Annotated in this window: 21 protein-coding genes; 8 read left to right on the top strand and 13 right to left on the bottom strand. The window is 66.5% G+C overall.

Annotated elements, in window-relative coordinates; translation table 11 throughout:
* From ACE5C1_RS09745 to ACE5C1_RS09755, 3 genes are all read left to right on the top strand, one after another.
* Positions 1 to 487, top strand: a 487-nt coding sequence (locus ACE5C1_RS09745; RefSeq protein WP_374943878.1) for a phosphate acyltransferase, incomplete at its 5' end; no start/stop codon positions are given.
* 39 nt (positions 488 to 526) lie between these two features.
* Complete coding sequence (locus tag ACE5C1_RS09750) at positions 527 to 772, top strand: type II toxin-antitoxin system Phd/YefM family antitoxin (protein WP_374943879.1); 246 nt, start codon at positions 527 to 529, stop codon at positions 770 to 772.
* An 821-nt stretch (positions 773 to 1,593) separates the two neighbouring features.
* Positions 1,594 to 2,571: a hypothetical protein gene (locus ACE5C1_RS09755; protein ID WP_374943880.1), complete on the top strand. Its 978-nt coding sequence runs from the start codon at positions 1,594 to 1,596 to the stop codon at positions 2,569 to 2,571.
* A gap of 67 nt (positions 2,572 to 2,638) precedes the next feature.
* Here the strand turns inward: ACE5C1_RS09755 and ACE5C1_RS09760 are convergent, their stop codons facing one another.
* Positions 2,639 to 3,427 carry an SDR family oxidoreductase gene (locus ACE5C1_RS09760; RefSeq protein WP_374943881.1) on the bottom strand — a complete coding sequence of 263 codons (789 nt, stop codon included), beginning with the start codon at positions 3,425 to 3,427 and terminating at the stop codon, positions 2,639 to 2,641.
* Between the two features lie 137 nt (positions 3,428 to 3,564).
* Between ACE5C1_RS09760 and ACE5C1_RS09765 the strand changes: the two genes are divergently transcribed.
* From ACE5C1_RS09765 to ACE5C1_RS09775, 3 genes are all read left to right on the top strand, one after another.
* The gene (locus ACE5C1_RS09765) at positions 3,565 to 4,392 is read left to right on the top strand and encodes an SDR family NAD(P)-dependent oxidoreductase (protein ID WP_374943882.1); all 828 of its coding nucleotides are present in this window, start codon (positions 3,565 to 3,567) and stop codon (positions 4,390 to 4,392) included.
* Between the two features lie 41 nt (positions 4,393 to 4,433).
* Positions 4,434 to 5,813, top strand: coding sequence for an MFS transporter (locus tag ACE5C1_RS09770; protein WP_374943883.1), 1,380 nt, complete (start codon positions 4,434 to 4,436; stop codon positions 5,811 to 5,813).
* Positions 5,814 to 5,971: 158 nt separating this feature from the next.
* Positions 5,972 to 6,529 (top strand): CHAP domain-containing protein, encoded by a 558-nt coding sequence (locus ACE5C1_RS09775; RefSeq protein WP_374943884.1) that lies wholly within the window; start codon positions 5,972 to 5,974, stop codon positions 6,527 to 6,529.
* Between the two features lie 5 nt (positions 6,530 to 6,534).
* On the opposite strand, the gene msrB is transcribed toward ACE5C1_RS09775, so the two are convergent.
* The 4 genes from msrB to ACE5C1_RS09795 all read right to left on the bottom strand — a co-directional run bounded on the left by msrB (position 6,535) and on the right by ACE5C1_RS09795 (position 10,579).
* Positions 6,535 to 7,032, bottom strand: coding sequence for a peptide-methionine (R)-S-oxide reductase MsrB (gene msrB / locus ACE5C1_RS09780; RefSeq protein WP_374943885.1), 498 nt, complete (start codon positions 7,030 to 7,032; stop codon positions 6,535 to 6,537).
* 120 nt (positions 7,033 to 7,152) lie between these two features.
* Positions 7,153 to 8,376 carry a cytochrome P450 gene (locus ACE5C1_RS09785; RefSeq protein ID WP_374943886.1) on the bottom strand — a complete coding sequence of 408 codons (1,224 nt, stop codon included), beginning with the start codon at positions 8,374 to 8,376 and terminating at the stop codon, positions 7,153 to 7,155.
* A gap of 29 nt (positions 8,377 to 8,405) precedes the next feature.
* Positions 8,406 to 9,647, bottom strand: coding sequence for an ABC transporter permease (locus ACE5C1_RS09790; protein WP_374943887.1), 1,242 nt, complete (start codon positions 9,645 to 9,647; stop codon positions 8,406 to 8,408).
* On the bottom strand, positions 9,644 to 10,579 hold the full coding sequence (locus tag ACE5C1_RS09795; protein WP_374943888.1) for an ABC transporter ATP-binding protein: 936 nt from the start codon (positions 10,577 to 10,579) through the stop codon (positions 9,644 to 9,646). The genes ACE5C1_RS09790 and ACE5C1_RS09795 overlap by 4 nt, the downstream gene beginning before the upstream one ends.
* 61 nt (positions 10,580 to 10,640) lie before the next feature.
* On the opposite strand from ACE5C1_RS09795, the gene queG reads away from it, so the two are divergent.
* Complete coding sequence (gene queG, locus ACE5C1_RS09800) at positions 10,641 to 11,657, top strand: tRNA epoxyqueuosine(34) reductase QueG (protein WP_374943946.1); 1,017 nt, start codon at positions 10,641 to 10,643, stop codon at positions 11,655 to 11,657.
* Here queG and ACE5C1_RS09805 read toward each other — a convergent pair.
* Positions 11,644 to 12,072 carry a hypothetical protein gene (locus ACE5C1_RS09805; RefSeq protein ID WP_374943889.1) on the bottom strand — a complete coding sequence of 143 codons (429 nt, stop codon included), beginning with the start codon at positions 12,070 to 12,072 and terminating at the stop codon, positions 11,644 to 11,646. The genes queG and ACE5C1_RS09805 overlap by 14 nt on opposite strands.
* On the bottom strand, positions 12,069 to 12,428 hold the full coding sequence (locus ACE5C1_RS09810) for a hypothetical protein (protein WP_374943890.1): 360 nt from the start codon (positions 12,426 to 12,428) through the stop codon (positions 12,069 to 12,071). Before ACE5C1_RS09810 ends, ACE5C1_RS09805 begins: the two co-directional genes overlap by 4 nt.
* A gap of 114 nt (positions 12,429 to 12,542) precedes the next feature.
* On the opposite strand from ACE5C1_RS09810, the gene ACE5C1_RS09815 reads away from it, so the two are divergent.
* Positions 12,543 to 13,547 carry an adenosine kinase gene (locus ACE5C1_RS09815; protein ID WP_374943891.1) on the top strand — a complete coding sequence of 335 codons (1,005 nt, stop codon included), beginning with the start codon at positions 12,543 to 12,545 and terminating at the stop codon, positions 13,545 to 13,547.
* 110 nt (positions 13,548 to 13,657) lie between these two features.
* Here the strand turns inward: ACE5C1_RS09815 and ACE5C1_RS09820 are convergent, their stop codons facing one another.
* From ACE5C1_RS09820 to hisA, 6 genes are all read right to left on the bottom strand, one after another.
* Entirely contained in the window at positions 13,658 to 15,229 is a 1,572-nt protein-coding gene (locus ACE5C1_RS09820) for an amino acid permease (protein ID WP_374943892.1), read from the bottom strand.
* A gap of 98 nt (positions 15,230 to 15,327) precedes the next feature.
* Positions 15,328 to 15,711: a histidine triad nucleotide-binding protein gene (locus ACE5C1_RS09825; protein WP_374943893.1), complete on the bottom strand. Its 384-nt coding sequence runs from the start codon at positions 15,709 to 15,711 to the stop codon at positions 15,328 to 15,330.
* Between the two features lie 306 nt (positions 15,712 to 16,017).
* A complete protein-coding gene (locus tag ACE5C1_RS09830; RefSeq protein ID WP_374943894.1) occupies positions 16,018 to 16,326 on the bottom strand; it encodes a phosphoribosyl-ATP diphosphatase in 309 nt (102 codons plus the stop codon).
* Positions 16,327 to 16,356: 30 nt separating this feature from the next.
* Positions 16,357 to 16,509 (bottom strand): hypothetical protein, encoded by a 153-nt coding sequence (locus ACE5C1_RS09835; protein WP_374943895.1) that lies wholly within the window; start codon positions 16,507 to 16,509, stop codon positions 16,357 to 16,359.
* 186 nt (positions 16,510 to 16,695) lie between these two features.
* Complete coding sequence (hisF, locus tag ACE5C1_RS09840; protein WP_374943896.1) at positions 16,696 to 17,457, bottom strand: imidazole glycerol phosphate synthase subunit HisF; 762 nt, start codon at positions 17,455 to 17,457, stop codon at positions 16,696 to 16,698.
* Positions 17,454 to 18,188, bottom strand: coding sequence for a 1-(5-phosphoribosyl)-5-[(5-phosphoribosylamino)methylideneamino]imidazole-4-carboxamide isomerase (hisA, locus tag ACE5C1_RS09845; protein ID WP_374943897.1), 735 nt, complete (start codon positions 18,186 to 18,188; stop codon positions 17,454 to 17,456). Before hisA ends, hisF begins: the two co-directional genes overlap by 4 nt.
* Between the last annotated feature and the right edge of the window lie 116 nt (positions 18,189 to 18,304).

Here is an 18,304-nt window from a genome sequence, read left to right on the forward strand (position 1 = left end):
GTTCATGGCCGATACCACGATCAACGAGCGGCCGACCGCCGAAGAACTCGCCGACATCGCCGAACAGACCGCCGCGGTCGCCCGCCGGATGGGCCACGAGCCGCGGGTCGCATTTCTGTCCTATTCCAACTTCGGCAACCCCGAAGGCCGCTGGCTGGAGAACATCCGCGATGCCGTGAAGGTGTTGGAGCATCGCGGCGTAGGCTTCGAGTTCGAGGGCGAGATGACCCCGGACGTGGCGCTCAATCCCAAGCAGCTCGCCAACTATCCCTTTGCGCGGCTGTCCGGGCCGGCCAACGTGCTGGTCATGCCGGGGCTGCAATCGGCCAATCTGTCGGCCAAGCTGTTGCGCGAACTGGGCGGCGACACGATGATCGGGCCGATGCTGATCGGCATGGAGAAACCGGTCCAGATCGCGCCGATGAACTCGACCGCGAGCGAGCTGGTGACGCTGGCGGTACTGGCGGCGGGGGGCATTGCGCGGTAGGCTGGCGATAGTCGCCCGCTTAGCTGGTCAGGAGCGCTGATGATTACGGTAACGGAGTTCGAGGCGAGCGCACGCTTGGACGAGTTGGTTGACCGGGTCGAAGCAGGCGAGACGGTGTCGATCACCCGGCGGGGCAAGGCAGTGGCGAGGCTTATTGCGGAGGAAAAGCCGCGGCAGCCGATCGACTTCGAAGAGATGGACCGGGTCCGCGCCTTGTCCAAGCCGTACGTCGATCCCGACGGCTTGTGCTTCGTGGAGCGCCTGCGACTCAATGACGAACTGTAAAGGCGTATGCTGACGCGTTTGTCATCGTCAGTGACTACGCACGGAGGTCAGCAGCCAGGCGGCATGTGCCTGGCTTTTCGCACTCGCCTGCGGTGAGTTGACAAGTAGCTGATAGTTTGTAACGCAGGTTGCGTCTGCGGTCGTCGCAAGGATGCGCAGGCGCGAGATTCAGGCTGAGGAAGGGCGACAATACTTGGACGCGGCTCCGAGTGCCGCTGACGGGCAGCGCTATTGGGATCGGCGTCGAGCAACGGCACTTCTCGTTGGCAGCCGACTTGTCGAGGCGTTGCGAACGTCCGCTGCGCTCAATTGATGCTGTCCACCTTGCGATCGCCTCGGATGTCGGTGCGACGCTGTGCACGCTCGATCTCCGTATGGCGGAAGCGCAGTAGGCCCTTGGGCTGAACGCGGAGCTGCTGTGTTATTGATCGCTGTTTACGGACGCAACCTGGGGAATAATCGCCACAGCTAGAAACTTCGCAACGGAAGCTGCTCAACTGATGCACCGGTTCCCGCGCGCTGGAAGCTCTGTGCTGCTTTCGGGTCGGGCACAAATTCCGCACCCATTCGCCGCGCCAATCGGTCGGCCGTCCGGGATACTTCTTCGAGTACAATCCCAATGCGCATCGCTCGATCGTCCATTGCCCGACTCCATCCCCAACTATTTACTTCTTGCCCGGTGTGACATGCTGTAAACGCATTTAGAAACGATGCTTCGTCGCACGCTACCTTTACATACTCTTGACCACGAAATTGGAGCGCAGGCAGACGCACTCATGCACCGGGATCAGCACGAAGACACGGACAGTCATGGACAGCACTTGCGAGATACGTTCCACTTAGCCGATGTGTTCATCGACGGCGTTACAAAGATTGAAATGGTAGCTATGAGTAGCCGTTTCATAAACGCTATGTTTGGTAAAACCGATATCGCGCCATCTAAGGTCGAGTACGGAATGTATGCTGCGAAATCGGCATCCCTTAGATCAACAGATTTATCACGCCAAGTAGGAGCTGCCATATTTACCCAGGAAGGTGAACTTATATCCCAAGGTTGCAACGAAGTCCCAAAAGCGTTTGGCGGCACTTACTGGGATGGCGAAGACCCCGACTTTAGAGACATAAAGCTTGGCACTGATCCAAATGATATTCTCAAGAAGGAAGTGGTTCGCGACCTTCTAGAGCGCCTTGCCGCGGGCGGCATGTTATCTGCTGAAGCGCTTAAAATAGGTGGAGCGGCAGCGATTGTCGATGCACTTATTCGGCGAGGAGCAGAAGGAGCGCCGAAGGGATATGGTTGTCTATCAGATGCAGCGATTATGGAACTGACAGAGTATGGTCGTGTTGTGCACGCCGAGATGTGCGCGATCTGTGACGCAGCGCGGTTAGGTCGAAGCATAAAAGGGTCTATCCTGTTTTGCACTACCTTCCCTTGTCATAATTGCACCAAGCACTTATTAGCGGCAGGTATTGCTCATGGAGTGTATATGGAGCCATACCCAAAGAGTAAGGCTAAAGTCCTTCACCAGAACGAGATAGAAATTGAGCGATCTGATCCGTCGCGAGTTAGCTTTATGCCATTTATAGGAATATCGCCACTTAGATACCGAGATATATTCGAGAAAGGCAAGAGGAAGAAAGAAGGTCTAGCAATACGTTGGATCGATACTGAGCCAAGGCCACTGATCGACGTATCAGCCCCAACCTACATTGACTTGGAAAGTTTCGAGTTTGCTCATTTAATCGGAGCTGTACAGAAGCAATCAGAGACGGCGGGTGTAAATACCCCAGCGTCGTAAAAACCCGCTAACTTCTGTGTCGTCTAGAGATACTGGACGTTTAATTTGTCCCCTGAATTTTTAATCCTCAAGCATCGATACTCGTCCCCACCGCCGCATGGACTAGGCCGCCGTCGACCGTGATCGTGTCGCCCACGACGTAATCTCCCGCGCGGCTCGCCAGGTAGATTGCGGCGCCCGCCATGTCCTCGTCGACGCCGATACGCTTGGCCGGGATGCTCTTCGCGATCGCGTCGCCGTGGTCGCGGGCGGCCTTGTTCATTTCGCTGGCGAAGGCACCGGGGGCGATCGAGGTGACGTTGATCGAGTCCTGGATCAAGCGCGCGGCCATGCGTTTGGTCAGGTAGATCAGTGCGGATTTGGAGGCGTGATAGCTGTAGGTCTCCCACGGGTTGAGGCGCTGGCCGTCGATCGAGGTGATGTTGATGACCTTGGCGGGGCGGTCCGGCGACGCGGCGGCCTTTAGCGCTTCGTGGAGCGTCTGGGTCAGGAAGAAGGGGGACTTGACGTTCAGGTCCATGACCTTGTCCCAGCCCTTTTCGGGAAAGTCCTCGAACGGTTCGCCCCACGCCGCGCCTGCGTTGTTGACGAGGATGTCGAGCTTGTCCGTATGCTCGGCCAGTTGCGCGGCGAGCGCCTTGCAGCCCGCGACGGTGGACACGTCCTGCGGCAGCGCGATGCAGTTCGGGCCGAGTTCGGCGGCGACGGCTTCGCAGGCGTCGGCCTTGCGCGACGAGATGTAGACGGTCGCGCCTTGCGCGATGAAACCCGCGGCGATCATCTTGCCGATTCCGCGCGACCCGCCGGTGATCAGCGCAACGCGGCCGTCGAGGCGGAAGAGGTTGGTGGTATCCATCGCTTGGGGCTCCTTGTCCAGTCGCCTCGTCTGCTATCGCGCACGCGTTGCCCGTGCAAACCGGGATTTCGAAAGCGGGTTCGATTGACCGGATGCCGGGGGCGTTTATGGTGCTGGGCAAAAGGACGAGGATGGACATGCGGTTCCACGGTAAGCGCGCGGTCGTCACCGGTGGCGCTTCGGGTATTGGACGCGCAACCGCGCTGCGGCTGGCGGCGGAGGGCGCGCGCGTCTTCGTCGGCGACGTCGACGCGGACGGCGGCGAGGTGCTCGCGGCGGGGTCCGACGGCGCAATCGTGTTTCGCCATACCGACGTCACGAAAGAGGCGGACATCGTCGCGCTGCTCGATGCCGCCGATGCGGCGGGCGGGGTCGACGTGCTGTTCAATAATGTGGGCGCGGGCGGGGCGCGCGAGCCGATCGGCGAAATTGCCGCGGCGGATTGGGACGCGACGATGGCACTGCTGCTGCGCTCGGTCGCGCTCGGCGTCCGGCATGCCGCGCCGCTGATGGCGAAACGCGGCGGCGGGGCGATCGTCAACACGTCGAGCGTTTCGGCGCTGGGCTCGGGCTATGCGCCGACCGCTTACTCGACCGCAAAGGCCGGGGTGTTGCATTTGACCCGGCTTGCCGCCGCCGACCTGGCGGGGGACGGCATCCGGGTGAACGCGGTCGTGCCGGGGTTCATCACCACCAACATCTTCACGCGGCACCTGGGGATCGCGGGCGAGAAGCTCGCCGCCGCCGATGCCGCGATCGCGAGCGTGGCGGGGAACGCGCAGCCGATCCGGCGCCCGGGGACCGCAGAGGATATCGCCGCCGCGGTTGCGTTCCTGGCCAGCGATGACGCGAGCTTCGTCACTGGCACGCACCTGCTGGTCGACGGCGGCATGCTGGTCGGCACGCGGGCGAGCTGGGACCGGCAATCGCCGTCGCTGTTCGACGCGCTCGAGCAGTTTAGGTGACGGGTGCCACGCCTTCGGTGCGCCGCCTAAGCAATCGCACCATGGCGAGCTATGCGTTCGGCGCGACCGCCTACGGGGTGAAGGATGCAGGCTTCGGCACCTTTCTGCTGCTGTTCTACAACCAGGTGGTCGGGCTATCGTCGGCAACCGTCGGGCTGGTCATCATGCTCGCGCTGCTGATCGACGCGTTCGTCGACCCGGCGGTCGGCTCCTTTTCCGATCGCACGCAGTCGCGCTGGGGGCGGCGGCATCCATGGATGTATGCCTCGGCGCTGCCAATCATGGCGGGGTGGATCGCGTTGTGGAACCCGCCGGCAGGAGCGGCGCAGTCGATGACCCTGGTGTGGCTGTTCGCCTGCGCGGTGATCGTGCGCAGCGCGGTGAGTTGTTACGAAGTGCCCTCGGTCGCGCTGACGCCCGAACTGTCCGCCGATTACGACGAGCGGACGCGGATCATGGCGTGGCGGTATCTGTTCGGCTGGGTAGGCGGGCTGGCGATGCTGAGCGCGGCGTATCTCTACTTCCTGCGCGCCACGCCGAGCTTCCCCAACGGCTTGCTTAACCGTGCGGGCTATGGCGGCTTTGCGGTCGCGGGGGCGCTGTTCATGGGGGTGGCGATCCTGGTCTCGGCGGCGGGCACTCACCACGAGATCCGCAATCTGCCCCGGCCGCGGATCGTGCCGCAGTCGCTGGCGGAGAGCTTTCGCGAGCTCGGCCAGACGGTGCGCAACCGCGCCTTCGCGGTCCTCATGCTGGCGGGCGTGTGCGCATACACGTTGCAAGGCGTCAGCTATGCGATGTCGAACTATCTCTACAGCTATGTCTGGCGGTTCGAGGGGCCGGTGTTCGCGTATCTGACGATGGCGCTGTTCGCGGGCGTCTTCCTGGCGTTCGCCGCGGCGCCACGGATCGGTGCGCGGGTGAGCAAGCCACGCGCGGCGATGGCGGCGGTGCTGATGGGAGCGGCGTTCAACACCGGGCCGTACTGGCTGCGGCTGTTCGGCGCCTTTCCGCAGGTGGGCGATGCGGCATTGCTGCCTGTGCTGTTCGCCTTCTTCATCGCAGGGACCGCGTGCAACGTTTCGGGCTTCATCCTCGGTGCCTCGATGATGGCCGATGTCGCCGAGGATTCAGAGGCGAAGACGGGGAGGCGATCGGAAGGGGTGTTCTTCGCGGGCTCGTTCTTTGTCCAGAAATGCACATCCGGAATCGGCATCTTCGCGGCGGGGACGATCCTGGCGGTCGCAGGGTTCCCGGCCCGCGCGACGCCGGGGACGGTGTCGGTGGCGACGATCGACCGGCTGACGGTGACCTATGCCGGGCTGTACCTGCTGCTCGCCTGCGCGGCGGCATTCTTCTTCACCCGCTTTCCTTTCGGCCGGGCGGATCATGAAGCAAGGCTGGCCCGGCTTGCGGGATAACGGTGAGTCGCCGGGCTCGATGGTCCGCAATTCTGGATAGAGACGCAGGTCGTCGGCCCGGTAACACGCTTCATCGGATAAGGTTCCCGGCGCTATAGGAATTATAAACTCCGGTCCGTAGCGAGGCTGCGACAACCGTTCCTGACCGGGGGGTCGACATGAATTTCAAGGCTTTGGCAGCGCGTTTCGCGCTGGTGGTATCGTGCGGCCTGCTGACGGCCACTCCTGCCGCGGCGCAGTTCTGGCAGTGCGCGCCCTATGCGCGGGCGATCTCCGGCATCGACATCCGCGGCAATGCGAACACCTGGTGGGGTCAGGCCGCAGGTCGCTACGAGCGCGGCCATGCTCCGAAGGAAGGCGCAGTGTTGGCGTTCGAGGCGACACGGCGAATGCGCGTCGGCCATGTCGCGACCGTGTCGAAGGTCGTCAGCGAGCGCGAGGTGCTGCTGACCCACGCCAATTGGTCGCGCCCCGGCCGCATCGAGACCGACGTCCGCGCGATTGACGTGTCGGCGGCGGGCGACTGGAGCCTGGTGCGCGTGTGGTACGGCCCGCAGGGGTCGCTCGGTACGTCGGCCTATCCCGCCAACGGCTTCATCTATTCGGGGCGCGCACCCAAGGCGGGGACGCTGGCACCGGTAGAAATGGTCAAGGCGCCGAGCGAGACCCAGCTTGCCAATCTCGACGCACAGGCGGCCTCCGGCGCCGCGCTCTAACCTGGTTACGCGGCGCTGCCAGCCTTGAACGTCATCGCAACGCCATTCATGCAGTAGCGCTTGCCGGTCGGCTTGGGGCCGTCGTCGAACACGTGGCCCAGATGCCCGCCGCAGCGCGCGCAATGGACCTCGGTGCGCGCCATGATCAGGCCGCGATCGGTCTTGGTGCCAACCCCGCCAGGTAGCGGTGCGTAGAAGCTGGGCCAGCCGGTGCCGCTCTCGAACTTGGTCTTCGACGAGAAGACCGGCTTGGCGCACCCCGCGCAGGCGAAGGTGCCGGCGCGGTGTTCGCGGTTGAGCGGGCTTGAGCCCGGCGTCTCGGTGCCTTCGTGGCGGAGGACGTCGTAAGCGGCTGGGGACAGCAACTTGCGCCACTGCGCGTCGGTGTGCGTGACCTCGAAGCGTTCGGCGGCTTGCGCCGAGCGGCTCCCGCAGCCCAAGAGCGCGAAGGCGGCGGAGCCGAGGCCGGCGAGGCGGACGAAGGTGCGGCGGTCTGTGGTCATGCACGAGATATGGGGCCGGGGTCAGGCGCTGCCAACCACCCCCGTTCGTGCTGAGCGAAGTCGAAGCACATCGCACCGAGCCATGCTGTTCGACTTCGCTCAGGGCGAACGGCTATGTCTTCAGTACTTGCTGATCTCCACCGGCAGCTTGCGATAGCCGTGGACGAAGCAAGCCGCGACGCGGGTCGGCTCGCCGATGACGTTCACCCGCATCCGCCGCTTGGCCATCTCCTCGAGCAGGATGCCGATCTGCAATTCGGCCAACCGCGCACCGACGCAGCGGTGGATGCCGTGGCCGAACGCCAGATGCCGCCGTGCGTTCGACCGGTCGACACGGATCGTGTCGGGGTCGTCAAAGACGGTCTCGTCGCGGTTGGCCGAGATGTACCAGAGCGCCAGCTTGTCGCCTTCGCGGATCGTCTGCCCCATCAGCTCAGTGTCGGCGGTCGCGGTGCGGCGCATGTGCGCGAGTGGGGTCTGCCAGCGCAGGATTTCCTGCGTCGCGTTGGGGATCAGCGACGGATCGCGCTCCAGCATCGCGCGCGCGTCGGGAAACAGGTCGAGGCCGTACGCCAGCGCGGACATCGAATTGCGAGTCGTGTCGTTGCCGCCGACGATCAGCAGGATCAAATTGCCGATGAATTCGTGCGGGTCCATGTGGCTCATCGCGTCCGAATGGATCATCATGCTGATGAGGTCGGGGGTCGGTTCCTTGCCGAGCTTGCCGTTCCACAGATTCTGAAAGTACGCGCCGCACGCGAACATGTGCTGCAATCGCTCTTGCCGCCCGGCTTCGCTCTTCACCAGCTCGATATCGCCCGCCCAGTCGGACCAGAAGGTGAGTTTGCGCCTGTCCTCCCAAGGAAAGTCGAACAGGATCGCAAGCATCTGCGTCGTCAACTCGACCGAGACGGTGTCGACCCAGTCGAACGGCGTGTTACACTCCAAAGAGTCGAGGATTTCCGCGGTCCGCTGACGGATGTCGCTCGACATGCGCGTCATTTCGGACGGGGTGAAGGCGGGGGCGACCGTTCGGCGTTGCGCGGTGTGGATGGGGCGGTCGCGCGCGATGAACATCGGCATGCGGACGTCACGACCCTCGACGAAATCGGCGATGGTGATGCCGCCGGCCTCGGAGGAATAGAGGTCGGGAAGCGATTCGACCTCGACGACGCCCTTGTAGGTCGAAACCGACCAGAACGGGCCGTAGTCGCTGTGTGCATTATAGTGGACCGGGGCCTCGGCGCGCAGCGTGCGGAACGGCGCCTGCCAGGTGTCGTCGCGGTAGAGTTCGGCGCGGCTGACGTCGAACGGATCGGTTGCCTCGCTTGCCAACGTCGCCATCGCACACTCTCCTTAACCGGAGCAAACCCCTAACTGACACCCGTGTCAACAGTGTTGCGCCGCCGCCAGAATAGCCGAGCGCTCCCCGATTGCAGGACGCCGCGGCGGAACAGCCGCGCGCCCACGCCGACGAAGATCGCGACCCACAATGCCTGCCAGGCGAGCGCGGCGGCGTGCGGCCACAGCCCCGGCAGGCTCGCCGCGCGCCCGGCCATCGCGAACGGGGAGGACAGCGGGAACACTTCGGCGACCATCGCAATCCAGCTGCCGGGACGCGAGGCGGCGGCGCTTGCCAGCCCGAACATCACCATCTGCAGGATGGTGATGGGAAGCGACAGCATCTGAATCTCGCGCGGGGTCGACGCCTGCGCGCCGATGCCGAGGAACACCGAGCCGAGGAGCAGGTACGCCATGGTGAAATAGCTCACGAACAGCAGCGCGAACATCGGCCCACCGACCGGGGGCGACAGGCCGCCGAGCGCGGCGGTCATCGTCGGCGGCATCAGCGCGCCGATGTTGCCGACGACGGTGCCCCAGAAGGCGACGAACAGGATCGCGACCCCGAACATGCCGAGCAGCTTGCCGAGGAACACCGCCTCCAGCGGCACCGCGGCGGCGAGCACCTCGATCACCTTGTTGTTGCGCTCCTCCGCCATCGTGCCGACCACCTGGCCCGACAGGAACAGCGTCAGGAAGAAGATGCCGAACACCGCCAGGAACCCGGAGCCCCCGCGGTCGGCACGGGGCGGGCGTTTGGCGTCGAACGCGGTCCTGGTTGCGACGACGGTGGGCTTTGCCGCGCCGAGCCGCGCGTCGGCCAGCGTCTCGCGCGCCAGCACCGCAAGGTAATCCGCCGAGCGGGGACCGCGCGGCGCATACAGGATCGCCGGGCGGTCGGGCGGGCCGTACAGCACCGCGCTGGCGTCATAGTTCTTGGCCGCGAATGCTGCGCGCGCCTGGCGACCGGGATCGCGCGCGGGCGCCAGGATGGTGAGCGCGGGCGGAGTCTCGTCGCGGCGGAACACGCCGCGCAGCCGTGCGTCGGCTTCCGTCATCGGTTTTGCGAGTTCGGCGGGCACGATCGCGACCATGCGCGAGTTGTCGCCCGTTCCACCGACATTGCTCGCCGCGAGCGCACCGATGGTGCTGAACGACCCGAGCAGCACGGGGGCGAACAGGAACAGCAGGAATATGGGGGTGAACACCGTTGCGACGAAATCACGACGCGCGATCGTCAGCGTCTGGCGGATCATTCGGCGGGTGCGCGTCATGCCGCGTCTCCCTGCTTGACGGTTTCCTGCTCACCGACGATGCGGACGAAGGCGTCGTGGAGTCCGGGCCGGGCGATCGTCAGCCCCGCGATGCCGAACCCTGCGTCGATCAGCACGACGAGCACGGGCTCGATCCCGCCGTGTGGCATCTCGAACTTCCATTCCGCGCCGTCGCGCGTCGCGTCCGCCGGCAGCAGCGTCGCGACGCCGTCCCCCGCCTGATGCGGGCGATAGCGGACGCGTTCGGGCAGGGTCGCGCGGGCATCGTCGACGGTGCCCTCGAACCGGGCCTTGCCGCCCGCAATGATCGTCAGCCGGTCGCACAGCCGCTCGGCGTGCGCCATGACGTGGGTGGAGAACAGGATCGTCGCGCCGCGGTCGCGCTCCGCCAGGATCAGCGCCTCCAGCCGCTCCTGGTTGACCGGATCGAGCCCGGAGAAAGGTTCGTCGAGCACCAGCAGGTCGGGCCGGTGGACGATCGAGCCGAGCAGCTGAACGAGCTGCGCCATCCCTTTAGACAGCTTGCGAATCTTCTGGTCGGCGGCGTGGGCAAGGCCGGCGCTTTCGAGCAAGGCGACGGCCCGCTCGCGACCGACCCGCAGCGGCAGCCCCCGGAGCGCGCCCAGGAACGCGATCGCCTCGCGCGCCTTCATCGACGGGTAGAGCCCGCGCTCCTCGGGAAGGTAACCGACCCGGTCCGACGCGTCGCGCGGATGCGCTTCGCTCAGCAGCGTCCTTGTCCCCCCGTCGGGCTCGATGATGCCGAGCAGCATGCGCAGCGTCGTCGTCTTGCCCGCGCCATTGGGTCCGAGCACGCCGTAGATCGCGCCGGTCGGCACCGCAATGTCGACGCCGTCGACGACGCGGCGGTCGCCGAAGCGCTTGACGAGGCCTTGGGCGGTGACCGCCAAATCCGATTGCACGCGCGACATTCCCCCAAGGTCCTGCGGGTGGTAGCGGCGGCACGTGCCTCAGGACAAGCTCGAAGCGCGCATGAAGGTAAAGGCGGCGGAGCTCGGCTTCGCGGCCTGCGGCATCGCGCGCGCCGACGCCGCGCCGCGCAGTGCCGAGCGGCTGCGCCAGTGGCTGGGCGAGGGGATGCACGGCGACATGATCTGGATGGAGGCGCGCGAGCACCACCGCGGGTCGCCTTCCGGGCTTTGGCCAGAGGTGCGGAGCGTGATTTCGCTCGGCATGAGCTACGCTCCCGCGGTCGATCCGCTCGCGTTGGCGGACGAGGGCGGGGTGGGGCGGATTTCGGTATATGCGCAAGGCGGCGATTACCACGACGTCGTCAAGAAAGCGCTCAAGGCGCTTGCGCGCTGGCTGGTGACGGAAGCGGCGGGCGACTTGAAGGTGTTCGTCGACACCGCGCCGGTGATGGAGAAGCCGCTGGCGGAGGCGGCAGGGGTCGGCTGGCAGGGCAAGCACACCAATCTGGTCAGCCGTAGCGACGGCAGCTGGCTGTTCCTCGGCGCGATCTACACCACGCTCGACCTGACGCCCGACCCGCCCGCGACCGACACCTGCGGGTCATGCGACGCGTGCCAGCGCGCGTGCCCGACCGACGCCTTCCCTGCGCCCTACCGCCTCGATGCGCGGCGGTGCATCTCGTACCTGACCATCGAGCACGCCGGGCCGATCCCGGTCGAGTTCCGCGCGGCGATCGGCAATCGCATCTACGGCTGCGACGATTGCCTGGCGGTATGCCCCTGGAACAAGTTCGCGGCGTCCGCGGCGGCGAACCTGGCCTTCGCTCCGCGCGCGGAGCTGGCCGTACCCGAGCTGGCCGACCTGCTCGCACTCGACGACGCCGGGTTTCGCCAGGTGTTCGCAGGCTCCCCGATCAAGCGCATCGGCCGTGACCGGATGGTCCGCAACGCGGCGATCGCGGCGGGGAACAGCGGCGATAAAGCGTTGGTTCGACCGCTGACGAAGTTGCTGTCGGACGAGGGGGTGGTTGTACGCGAAGCGGCTGGATGGGCGCTGGATCGACTCAGCTTGTCGTAACCGCGCCCGCTGTACCGCACCCCGTCCGATCGAAGGTAGTGCCGTCGTCGACTTCGATCCGCAGCGTCAGTGTCGCCTGCAGTTTGCTCCCACACGGTCGCGCTTCGATGTCGAGAACGTACTCGAGATCACTGTCGACCGCCTCACCAGCAACCACGTCGGTACGGGTGACGGTGCCGTCGTAGCGAATTCCGCCGACGATCGCTTGAGCGATCGGCGTGTGGCCATAATACGTCCAGCGATTTCGCCCCACTCCTTCGTGCAGCGTTACCGTCTGCTGCTGAACGACGATCCCCCATTGGCTGCGCTCGCCGCCGTGGAACAGCATGCTGCCCGCGCCGGGAGCGCCCGGGGTGGCGCATGCGGTTAATGTGGTCGCCAGTAAAACAGGAAGACCGCCACAGCGGTAGATCACTTCCCCCCCTCCCGCCGGGTCAGTGCCGCCACGCAGCTCGCGCGGTCGATGGTGCTGCCGTCGGGTTCGCGTGCGTCGAGGTAAGTGACGCGGGGCTCGGCACCGGTGCTCGGCGGGTAGAGATAGGCGTCGAGGACGCAGATGCCGCTCTGAAACTGGAGCTTGCGGGCTGTACCTTCGCGAACATCGGCGTCGGGCTCGCCGAAGAGCTGGGTCAGTGCAGCGGCGGTCTGGCCGGTGACGCGCTCCAGCCCGACGTTGCCGTAGGTGAGCGGGAGACGCGGCGCGGTCACCGGGCGTCCGCCTGCGGCCGTGCAGCCGCCGAGCAGGAGCAACAAGGGAAGGGCGCGCGTCATGCCCGGCGGATGCCGCGGCCACGCCCGAGCGTCAACAGCGGCTCGGGACACCGGGCCGGTTGCGTGCGCCCGAGCGCCCGATTACGGCGGCGCTTTCCCCATTCGGAGCGCATCTTGACCCAGCCCACCTACGACCCACCACGTTTCGATGTGGTCGCGATCGGCAATGCCATCGTCGATGTCCTCTCCCAGACCGACGACGCCTTCATCGCGCAGGAGGGCATGGCCAAGGGATCGATGCAGCTGATGTTCTCGCCGGAGGAAGCCGACGCGCTGTATGCCAAGATGGGGCCAGGGGTCGAGGCGAGCGGGGGCTCGGCCGCCAACACCGTTGCGGGCATCGCGGCGCTGGGCGGCACGTGCGGCTTCATCGGCCAGGTCGCCGACGACCAGCTGGGCGAGGTGTTCGCGCATGACGTCCGCAGCGTCGGCATTCGCTTCGACACGCCGGTGCGCGCCGGTGCGCCGACGACCGGCCGGTGCCTCATCTTCGTGACTCCCGACGGTCAGCGGACGATGAACACCTTTCTCGGCGCAGGCCAGTTCCTGCCCGCGGCGGCCATCGACCGCGACCTGATCGCCGACGCCGCGATCCTGTACCTCGAGGGCTATCTGTGGGACCCCGAGGAACCGCGCGCGGCGATGCGCGCGGCGATCGAGGTGGCGCGCAAGGCGGGGCGCAAGGTGGCGTTCACGCTCAGCGACGTGTTCTGCATCTCGCGCCACGGCGACGATTTCCGACGGCTGCTGAGCGACGGGCTGATCGACATCCTGTTCGCCAACGAGGCCGAACTGACCGCGCTGGCCGAGGTCGAGGACTTGGAGGGCGCGGTCGCCAGGATCTCGCCGCAGGTCGCAACCCTAGTGGTGACCCGCGGCGCCGAGGGCGCCATCGCCATCCAGCACGGCGCGCGCGCGCAGGTCTCCGCCGAGCCGATCGAGCGGGTGGTCGATACGACCGGGGCGGGCGACCTGTTCGCGGCGGGGTTCCTCCACGGCCAGGCGCAGGGCAAGGGGCTGGAGGCTTCGCTCAAGCTCGGCGCGATCTGTGCCGCGGAGATCATCAGCCATGTGGGAGCCCGGCCGCAGGTGGATTTGAAGACGCTGGCGGCGCGGTGAGATAATCGTTCTGCTCCGTTCGTGCTGAGCGAAGTCGAAGCACATGGCTCGGGGCGATGCCCTTCGACTCCGCTCAGGGCGAACGGTATGCGAGGACAGGTCGTCCGCGCTTACCGCTCCATCGGCGCGACGTATTCCGGGATCGGGGGCACGTCCGCGGCGTCGAGGCCCTTGTACAACCGGCTGTTGTGCATGCCGTAGACGAAATACAGGATCACCGCCGCCAGCGTGTACCAGCCGAAGAATACCAGCACGCGGTTCTCGACGGTGAAGATCAGCGCGATGCAGGCGACGATGCCGAGCGCGGGCAGCACCGGGAACAGCGGCACGGTGAAGCCGCGCGGGATGTTCGGGTGCGTGCGGCGCAACCAGATCACCGACAGGCACACGATCGCGAACGCCGCCAGCGTGCCGACCGACGTCATGTCGCCTAATGTGTTGATGTCGAAGAACGCCGCCGCGACCGCGGTGATCAGGCCAACCAGGATCGTGTTGACCCAGGGCGTCTTGAACTTCTGGTGGACAGTCGCGAACACCCGCGGGAGCAGACCGTCGCGCGCCATCGTGTAGAAAATGCGCGTCTGGCCGTACATCAGCACCAGCACCACCGACGTCAGGCCGACGATCGCGCCCGCCTTCACCAATTTGGCGAACCACGCCCATTGTGGGCCCAGCGCATCGACCGCGACCGCGACCGGATCGGGGACGTTCAGCGTCTTGTAGTTGACGATCAGCGTCATCACGATCGAGACGAGGATGTAGATCAGCGTGCAGGCGGCAAGCGACCCGAGCAGGCCGATCGGCATGTCCTTCTTGGGATCCTTGGCCTCCTGACCCGCAGTCGAGACCGCTTCGAAGCCGATATAGGCGAAGAACACGATCGATGCGGCGCGCAGGATTCCGCCCCAGCCGAACTTGCCCTCCTCGCCGGTCGCGGCGGGGATGAACGGGGTCCAGTTGGACTTGAGCGTATCGATGTGCGCGATGACATAGCCGCCGCAGATCAGGATGAAGGCGATGATGACGGTCAGCTTGATCGCGACGATGACGTTGTTGACCTTGGCGCTTTCCGACACGCCGACGACCAGCAAGGCGGTCATCGCCATGCAGATCAGGAAGGCGGGCAGGTTGAACAGGTAAGTGACCGGCTGCCCGTTGACGAGCAGGGGCACCATGTCGTTGCCCGCGGCCTGCATGACGGTGTGCCCGGTCGGCCCGGTCAGCGCGACCGGGATGGCGATGCCGAAATCGCCGAGCAGGCTGACGACATACCCAGCCCAGCCGACCGCGACGACCGACGCTGCCAGCCCGTATTCGAGCAGCAGCAGCGCGCCCATGATCCAGGCCGCGAACTCGCCGATCGTGGTGTAGCTGTAGGTGTAGGCCGAGCCCGAGACCGGCAAGGTCGACGACAGCTCGGCATAGCACAGACCGGCAAGGCCGCAGACGATGCCGGCGATCACGAAGGAGATGAGCACCGCGGGGCCCGCGTGGAGCGACGCCGCGCTGCCCGTCCGCACGAAGATCCCTGCGCCGATGATGCAGCCGATGCCGAGGAACACCAGGTTCCACGCGCCCAGCGTGCGCTTCAATTCGCTGTTCTGGGTCTCGCGCTGCACCTGCTCGACGGTTTTCCGCAGCAGCATGCGCGAAATGAGCCCGGGTGCGGGTCGTGTCGCCATTCGATCTCCCTCGGCCACCCCCCGGCGGCCATTGCCTTGTGTCAAGCGGCAGAACCTAGCCGCAAATCGGGGATGCGCAACGCTTTAGTGACGCCCGCTTAGTGACCGGGCGACAGCATCGGCCCGAGCGGCTGCCCGCCGAACAGGTGGACGTGGAGGTGCGGCACCTCCTGCCCGCCGTGCGGCCCCGTGTTGGCGAGCAGGCGGTAGCCGGGTTCGACCAGGGCGTGTTCGCGCGCGACGGTGCCGACCGCACGGACGAAGCCCGCAATCTCCGCATCGCTCGCACGGGCGCTGAAATCGTCCCACGAGACGTAAGGACCGCGCGGAATCACCAGGATGTGGGTGGGGGCCTGCGGCGCGATGTCTTGGAAGGCGATGGCGTGATCGTCCTCGTAGACCCGCTTCGAGGGGATCTCGTCCCGCAGGATGCGGGCGAAGATGTTAGTGGGGTCGTAGGGGAGGGTGGCGTCGATGGGCATAGAATTTACCTCCTGTTCTCAGTAGCCTGTCGGCGAGACCTTGACGCCGGTTGACGCGTGAACGCTGTAACGTTGACGCCGTCCCGAGGGCGCGACGTTGACACTGGTTGACACGTGAAACGCCCACGCTTCTTGCCCGTCGCGTTGTCCCGGTTTTCCGTCACCCCGGGCTTGACCCGGGACCCCGCTTCTGTCCGCTCGCAAGAAGAAGCGGGATCCCGGGTCGAGCCCGGGGCGACGGGGTTTGTGGCTGGCGTCGAGTTCCATTCGCCAATGCTGCCACGACCGGCGCGTGTAGGACAGGGCTTAGCGTGCGGCCTTCTCGTCATGCCCCGACACGCCTTCGCGTCGGGTCAGCTCGGCGCGGACGTCGTCCAGGCTCAGGCCGGCGTCGGCGAGCAGGACGAGGAGGTGGAAGAGGAGGTCGGCGGCTTCGGGGACGATCTTGGCCGGGTCCGCTCCACACGCGGCGATGACGGTCTCGACCGCCTCCTCGCCGAATTTCTGCGCGATTCTACCGCGGCCGCGCGCGAACAGGCTGGCGGTGTAGGAGCTGGCGGGATCGGCGCCGCGGCGCGCGCGGATCGTGGCTTCGAGAGTGTCGAGCGGGTCCATGCCGCCCGGTGCGGGACTCGGGCGGGCGCGTCAATCCTTTGGCATGCGCTTTCGCATGGCGCGGCGGATGAGCCACACGCCGAGCGCGGCGCAGGCGAACAGCGCGAAGTCGGACGCTTCCGGCCCGGTGCGCGGGTGGGCGACGCCGGTGTGGCCGGAGGCGACGGTGAGGGCGGGGAGCATGTGCCTGATGTAGATCGGACGCGTTGCGACACGCTTAACCCCTCTACCCTTGTGGGAGAGGGAGGGGCCCATTGCGTCAGCAATGGGAGGGTGAGGGGTGCGGAGCGAAGCTCCGCGCGAGCCTGCGGCTCGCACCCCTCATCCGGCGCTTCGCGCCACCTTCTTCCACAAGGGAAGAAGGGAGAGTCAGTGCGTCCTGACCGCGATCCCCGCTGCCGCCAGCGCGGCGTGGGCGTCGGCGATGCTCGCCTGGCCGAAGTGGAAGATCGACGCCGCGAGCACCGCGCTGGCGTGGCCGTCGCGGATGCCGGCGACGAGGTCCGCGACTCCGCCGACCCCGCCCGAGGCGACAACGGGCACCGTGGTGCGGTCGGCGATCGCGCGGGTGAGCGCGATGTCGTAGCCGCCCTTCGTGCCGTCGCGGTCCATCGAGGTGACCAGCAGCTCGCCCGCGCCGAGCTCCGCCAGCCGAAGCGCGTGCGCGACCGCGTCGATGCCGGTCGCGCGGTGGCCGCCGTGGGTGAACACTTCCCAATGGTCGCCGACCGCCCGCGCATCGATGCTGGCGACGCAGCATTGGCTGCCGAACCGCTCGGCGATGTCGGACACCAGCTCGGGCCGCGCGACCGCGGCGGAATTGACCGCGACCTTGTCCGCCCCCGCCAGCAGCAGCGCGCGCGCGTCGTCGGCGGAGCGTACGCCGCCGCCGACGGTCAGCGGCATGAAGCACACCGCGGCGGTCCGCCGCACGACATCAAGGATCGTGTCGCGTCCCTCGTGGCTGGCGCCGATGTCGAGGAAGCAGAGTTCGTCGGCGCCCGCGGCGTCATAGGCGCGTGCCTGCTCGACCGGGTCGCCCGCGTCGATCAGGTCGACGAAGTTGACGCCCTTGACGACCCGGCCGCCCGCGACGTCGAGGCAGGGAATGACGCGCGCGCGGACGGTCACGCCGCCGCCGCCACGCTCAGCGCCGCTGCAAGGTCGAGCCGTCCGTCGTACAGCGCGCGACCGGTGATGACGCCTTCCACCCCGTGGCGCGCATGCAGCGCAAGGACGTGGATTTCCGCAATTCCCTTCACCCCGCCGCTGGCGATCACCGGAATGTCGACCGCGCGCGCGAGGTCGACGGTGGCTTCGACGTTGCAGCCCTTCAGCATCCCGTCGCGGCCGACGTCCGTGAACAGCAGCGCGGCGACCCCTGCGTCCTCGAACCGGCGCGCCATGTCGACGACGCTGACGTCCGACACGTCGGCCCAGCCGCGAGTCGCGACCATGCCGTCCTTGGCGTCGACCGCGACGACGATGCCGCCGGGGTGCTCGGCGGCCATGTCGCGGACGAACTGCGGGTTCTCCAGCGCGGCGGTGCCGATCACTACGCGTGAGACGCCTGCGTCGAACCAGCCCGCGACGCTTGCCGGCGTGCGGATGCCGCCGCCGAGCTGGACGTGGCCGGGGAACGCCGCGACGACCCTGCGCACCGCGTCGCCGTTGACCGACTTGCCGGCGAAGGCTCCGTCGAGATCGACGACGTGAAGGTGGCCTGCGCCCTGATCGGCGAACAAAGTCGCCTGGTGCGCGGGGTCGTCGCCGTAGACGGTGGCGCGCGCCATGTCGCCTTCGGCGAGGCGGACGACCTGGCCGGATTTCAGGTCGATGGCGGGGAAGACGATGAGGGTCATTATACCTCCCCGGCACGGGGAGGGGGACCGCTCGGCAAAAGCCGAGTGGTGGAGGGGCAGCCACGAGCGACAGCACTGCTTGGCTGCCTCTCCACCAGCCTGCGGCTGGTCCCCCT

This window comes from Sphingomonas sp. (genome assembly GCF_964263785.1).
GTDB lineage: Bacteria > Pseudomonadota > Alphaproteobacteria > Sphingomonadales > Sphingomonadaceae > Sphingomonas.